This window comes from Terriglobales bacterium, assembly GCA_035937135.1.
Taxonomy (GTDB): domain Bacteria; phylum Acidobacteriota; class Terriglobia; order Terriglobales; family Acidobacteriaceae; genus DASYVL01.
Genome location: DASYVL010000053.1, coordinates 1 through 5263 on the forward strand (window position 1 = coordinate 1; position 5263 = coordinate 5263).

The 5263-nt window shown below is 65.8% G+C and carries 6 protein-coding genes; 5 read left to right on the top strand and 1 reads right to left on the bottom strand.

The features are described 5' to 3' along the window. Positions 1-522: isocitrate/isopropylmalate family dehydrogenase (locus tag VGQ94_03085; GenBank protein ID HEV2021489.1), on the top strand; the 522-nt coding region annotated here is incomplete at its 5' end. An 18-nt stretch (positions 523-540) separates the two neighbouring features. On the opposite strand, the gene VGQ94_03090 is transcribed toward VGQ94_03085, so the two are convergent. Beyond that, positions 541-1026, bottom strand: coding sequence for a tetratricopeptide repeat protein (locus tag VGQ94_03090; GenBank protein ID HEV2021490.1), 486 nt, complete (start codon positions 1024-1026; stop codon positions 541-543). A gap of 56 nt (positions 1027-1082) precedes the next feature. Here VGQ94_03090 and VGQ94_03095 point away from each other — a divergent pair, with 56 nt between their 5' ends. From VGQ94_03095 to VGQ94_03110, 4 genes are all read left to right on the top strand, one after another. Beyond that, complete coding sequence (locus VGQ94_03095) at positions 1083-2654, top strand: ImmA/IrrE family metallo-endopeptidase (GenBank protein HEV2021491.1); 1572 nt, start codon at positions 1083-1085, stop codon at positions 2652-2654. A gap of 114 nt (positions 2655-2768) precedes the next feature. Continuing rightward, on the top strand, positions 2769-3647 hold the full coding sequence (gene mtnP / locus VGQ94_03100) for an S-methyl-5'-thioadenosine phosphorylase (protein ID HEV2021492.1): 879 nt from the start codon (positions 2769-2771) through the stop codon (positions 3645-3647). 2 nt (positions 3648-3649) lie between these two features. Then, positions 3650-4573 (top strand): PfkB family carbohydrate kinase, encoded by a 924-nt coding sequence (locus VGQ94_03105; protein ID HEV2021493.1) that lies wholly within the window; start codon positions 3650-3652, stop codon positions 4571-4573. Positions 4574-4578: 5 nt separating this feature from the next. Continuing rightward, positions 4579-5263, top strand: a 685-nt coding sequence (locus VGQ94_03110; protein ID HEV2021494.1) for a phospholipid carrier-dependent glycosyltransferase, incomplete at its 3' end; no start/stop codon positions are given.

Genomic DNA, 5263 nt, shown 5'->3' on the forward strand with positions numbered 1-5263 from the left:
CGCAAGAAGGTGCTGATGGCCGACAAGGCCAACGTGATGACCCACGCGGGCGGGCTGTGGCAGCGGGTGTTTCACGAAGTGGCAAAGAAGCATCCCACCATCGAAGCGCAGCACATGTACGTGGACGTGGCGGCGATGATGATGGTGCGCGAGCCCAAGCAGTTCGAGGTCATCGTCACCAACAACATGTTCGGCGACATCCTCACCGACCTGGGCGCGGCGCTGGTGGGCGGGCTGGGTATGGCAGCGAGCGGCAACATCCATCCCGGCAAGACTTCAATGTTCGAGCCGGTGCACGGCTCGGCGCCGGGGATCGCGGGGAAGAACGTCGCCAACCCCATCGGCGCCATCGCCACCGCCTCCATGATGCTGGCGCATTTGGGACTCGCCAAAGAGGCGGACAAGATCGATGCCGCTATCCTCGAGGCTGTGCGCCAGAAGAAAACGACCTTCGACGTGGGTGGAACCCTGGGAACGAAAGAATCGGCGGCCTGGATCGCGAAGCAAGTCGCCAAGAGCTAAAGGTAGCCCGAGCCTTCCTCAATTCCACCTTGCCTGCAGGCGTCGAATGGCCACCAGCGCCACCGAGTACTGGTGATTCATCTGGTAGGCGCGGGCGTAGCAATCGCGCGCCTCCTGCCACTGATGCTTCTGTTCGTACACCCGGCCCAGATTGAAGTGGGGATAGCAATAGGCCTCGTAGCGTTTGGCGCGCGTGGCCTTCTCCAGCCAGGGGATGGCTTCGTCAAGCTTTCCTTGCTCGATCAGGTAGGCGCCGATGTCGTTGTAGGGGTTGCCGAAGTTGGGGTCCACCCGGATGGCTTCTAGGCACTCGGCGATGGCCTTCTCGTACTCGCCCAGGTAGGAGTAGCTCCAGCCGCGAAAGGTGTAGGCCTCGGCGGTGGGGAAGGCCTCGATGGAGCGGGTGTAGAGGGCGATGGCCTGGTCGTAGTCGCCGCTGACCTGGCACTGGTAGGCGCGCTGGAAGTATTCGACCGCGCGCTGCCGTGGATTGCTCTCCGCCATGGAAGTCCCCGAGGTGGTTGCCTTAGCTGATATTGTAGTCCCGCAAGAATCCAGTGATGAAGTTTGCCCGCACATCCTGGCGTCTATTGCTGACGCTGACGCCGGCGCTCGCGCTCGGCCTGCTGCTCACCGCGGCCGCCGCGGCGCAGCAGACCCCGGCGGCATCAGCGTCGCCCTCCCAGCCCGCCGCTCCCAAGGCGCAGAAGCACAAGCCGCAGATCTCTCCGCGCGAGGCGGAAGAGCTGCTGCGCAGCGTGGACCAGATCCTGAAGTTCGCCAGCGAGGACACCAAGCTCCCCATCCGCCAGCCGGTGAAGCGCAAGCTGGCCAGCGCCGACAAGGTGAAGCAGTTCTTCAGCGATCGCTTGCGCGAGGACAAGGAGACGCAGCGCATGGAGCGCGCCGAGGCGGTGCTGAAGAAGCTGGGATTCCTGCCGCGCAAGTTCGACCTGCGCTCCTTCTTCTTGGATCTGCTGGACGAGCAGGTGGCGGGCTTCTACGACGAGCACACGCGCACCGTCTATCTGCTGGACTGGGTGGAGCCGGGAGAGCAGCGCGCGGTGCTGGCCCACGAGCTCACCCACGCCCTGCAGGATCAGGCCCTGGGGCTCGAGAAGTGGACGAAGGCGGCGGAGTCCGAAGAGGACGTGGTGGAAAAGAAGCCGAAGAAGTCGAATCCCCAGGAAGGCGACTTCGAGGTGCAGCCGGAGGAGGCAGCCGTCGCCCGAACCGCACTGCTCGAAGGCCAAGCCATGTTCGTGCTCATTGATTATCTGTACGCGCCCGTGAACCGGTCGCTGGCCACCGACCCGCTGCTCGCGGTGCCCTTCCGGGAGGCGAGCACGGATAGCTCGCAGTACCCAGTGCTCAAGAACGCGCCGCTCTATCTGAAGAAGTCGCTGACCTTCCCCTACACCTTCGGCCTGGAATTCGTGCAGGAGCTGTTGCTGAAGGGCGGCAAGGCGCAAGCCTTCGCGGGCGCGCTGAAAGACCCGCCGCGCAACACCCGCGACATCATGACGCCGCGGAGCTACTTCTCCCGCGAGCGCATCCCCGCGCTGTGGGTGCCCGCGCTGAAGCCGCTGCTGGGGCCGGGCTACGAGCGCTTTGACGTGGGCTCCATCGGGCAGTTTGACGTCTATGTACTGCTGGAGCAGTTTGCCGACCAGAAAACCGCGAAGCGGCTTTCGCCCGCCTGGCGCGGCGGCTTCTACTACGCCGCGCGCCGTCCGCCGGAAAAGGACGCCGCGGCAGCGAAGCCGGAGCCGCCCGCCCAGGCCGCCAGCGATTCCAAGGAGAATCCGAAGCCGCAGCCGGTCGGGCTCGAGTCGCTGGCCTTGGTCTATCTCTCGCGCTGGGATTCGCCGGAGAGCGCGGCCAAGTTCGCCTCCTTCTACGGGGATGCGCTGCTCCAGCGTTACCGCTTCGCGCAGGGAGAGGATGCGCCCGGTCCCAAGGCGCCAGTCCCATCGGCCGCGCGCAAGAAGTGGACGACCGAGGACGGGCCGGTCTTCATCGAGCAGCGCGGCGAGTGGGTGCTGGTGCTGGAGAGCTTTGACGAAGCCACCGCCACCAAGCTGGCCGACGCCATCCTCACCGGGGCGAAGACCGTCCCCGCCAAGCCCTGACGGCCTTCTACTGGGCGGCGGTGTTCACGCTGATGTGCATCTCGAAGGTTTTTCGCCGGCTCGCCCGCTTGTATAATCGCCGCTCGCATTCTTAGGAGTCCCGAGGGGGGACATTTGGCGCAGGCGGAGATCGGCATCATCGGCGGTAGCGGGCTGTACTCCATGCCCGGGGTAACGGGCACGCGCGAGGTCGCGCTGCGCACGCCCTTCGGCAAGCCCTCGGACGCCTACGTCCTGGGGACGCTGGCCGGGCGCAAGGTGGCATTCCTGGCGCGCCACGGGCGCGGACATCGCATCCTGCCCTCGGAGCTGAACTTCCGCGCCAACATCCACGGCTTTAAGCAACTGGGAGTGGAGCGCATCATGTCGGTCTCCGCCGTTGGGTCGCTGAAGGAAGAGCACCGGCCGCTGGACTTCATCATCCCCGACCAGTTCGTGGACCGCACCCGCCACCGCGTGGACACCTTCTTCGGCGAAGGCTGCGTGGCGCACATCGGCTTCTCCGATCCCGTCTGCCGCGAGTTGGCCCTGGTGGCGGCGCGGGCGTGCACCAAGGTGGGCGTCTCCGGCAGGCTGGGTGGCAGCTACCTTTGCATGGAGGGCCCGCAGTTCTCCACCAAGGCAGAGTCGCACCTCTACCGCAGCTGGGGCATGGACGTGATCGGCATGACCAACCTGCAGGAGGCCAAGCTGGCGCGCGAGGCCGAGATTTGCTACGTCACCGTGGCCATGGTGACCGACTACGACTGCTGGCATCCCGGGCACGACGCCGTCACCGTGCACCAGATCATCGCCGTGCTGATGAAGAATGCCGCCAACGCCTCCAGAGTTGTCAAGCAGGCGGTGGCCACGATTCCGAGGACGCGCAGCTGCAAGTGCGGCTCGGCGCTGGCCAACGCCATCATTACCGACCGCGCCAAGATCCCGCCCAAGACCCGCAAGAAGCTCCAGCTCCTGATAGGAAAATATCTCGACAAGAAGGCGAAGAAGTAGGCATGTCCCTGCTGGTGGTCGGCTCCATCGCCTTCGACACGATCCAGACGCCGTATGGGAAGGTGGAGAAGTGTCTGGGTGGGTCGGCTACGTTCTTCTCCCTGGCCGCCAGCTACTTCACCGAAGTGCGCGTGGTGGGCGTGGTGGGCGACGACTTCACCGCAACCGAGGAAAACGTGCTGCGCGAACGGGGCGTGAAGACGGAAGGCATCCAGCACGCGCGGGGTAAGACCTTCCACTGGTCGGGGGAGTATGGCGACAACCTCAACGAGGCCCGCACCCACCTGACCGAGCTCAACGTCTTCGAGAAGTTCGAGCCGCAGATCCCGCAGGCGTTTTTCTCCACCGATTACCTCTTTCTTGCCAACATCGATCCGGTATTGCAAGCCGGAGTGCGGCGGCGCCTGCCCGGGGCCAAGCTGGTGGGCGGCGACACCATGAACTTCTGGATCGAGGGCAAACCGAAAGAGCTGGCGGAGACGCTGGCGCAGCTCGATCTGCTGCTGATCAACGATGGCGAGGCGCGTTTGCTGGCCCGCGATCCCAGCCTGCCGCGCGCAGCGCGCAAGATCCTGGACATGGGGCCCAAGGCGGTGGTCATCAAGCACGGCGAGTACGGCGCCACCATCTTCTTCGGCAAGGGCGGCTTTGGCATGGGACACCATCCCTTCCGTGCTCCCGCGCTGCCGCTGGAGGAGGTGCGCGACCCCACCGGCGCCGGGGATTCCTTCGCCGGCGGATTCATGGGTTACATCGCCTCGCAGGGAGAGCTCAATCTCCAAGTCCTGAAGCGCGCCATGTTCTACGGCGGGGTGATGGGCTCGTTCGCCGTGGAGCGCTTCGGGACGGAGCGCCTGCGCGGGCTGACGCGCGAGGAGATCGACGCCCGCTTCCAGATCTTCCGCGAACTGACTCACCTGGACTGAGAGCCGTGCCCAGCCAAGCGCCACTGCCGCGGATCTCCGAAGGCCTGGTGGTGGTACTGCTCGCCGCCTGCGCCTCGCTGGCTGCCTTCCTTTATTACTTTCAGCAGGACGCGCTCCTGCTCTACGGCGACGCGGTCGCCCACCTGCACATCGCGCGGCGCGTGGTGGATGGCCGCTATCCGGGACCCTTCGAGCTGGGTACGGTGTGGCTGCCGCTGCCCCACATCCTGATGCTGCCGTTCGTCGCCGTGGATTGGATGTGGCGTACCGGCGCCGCCGGCGCCTTGGTCTCGATGGTCAGCTACGTCCTGGGGACCGTGGGCGTCTTCCGGCTGGTGCGGGAGGCGGTCGCGCCGGAGTCGTCGGGCCGCCGCGTGGCGCCGTGGCTGGCGGCGGCGATCTATGCACTGAATCCCAACCTCCTCTACCTGCAAACCACGGCCATGACCGAGCCGCTCTACCTCGCGCTCTTCGTGTGGACTTTGGTGTTCCTGGCCGAGTTCGCGCGACAGGCGCGCGAGGGCGATGCGCGCGCGGGCGCTTCGCTCGAGCGCGCCGCCATCGCGCTCTCCGCAGCAGTGCTTACGCGCTACGACGGGTGGTTCCTGGCGGCGGCCTGCGTTCCGCTGGCGTTGTGGCTGATGGGGAAGCACTGGAGCAGCGCTCCGGCCGCGCTCCGGAGATCGTTCC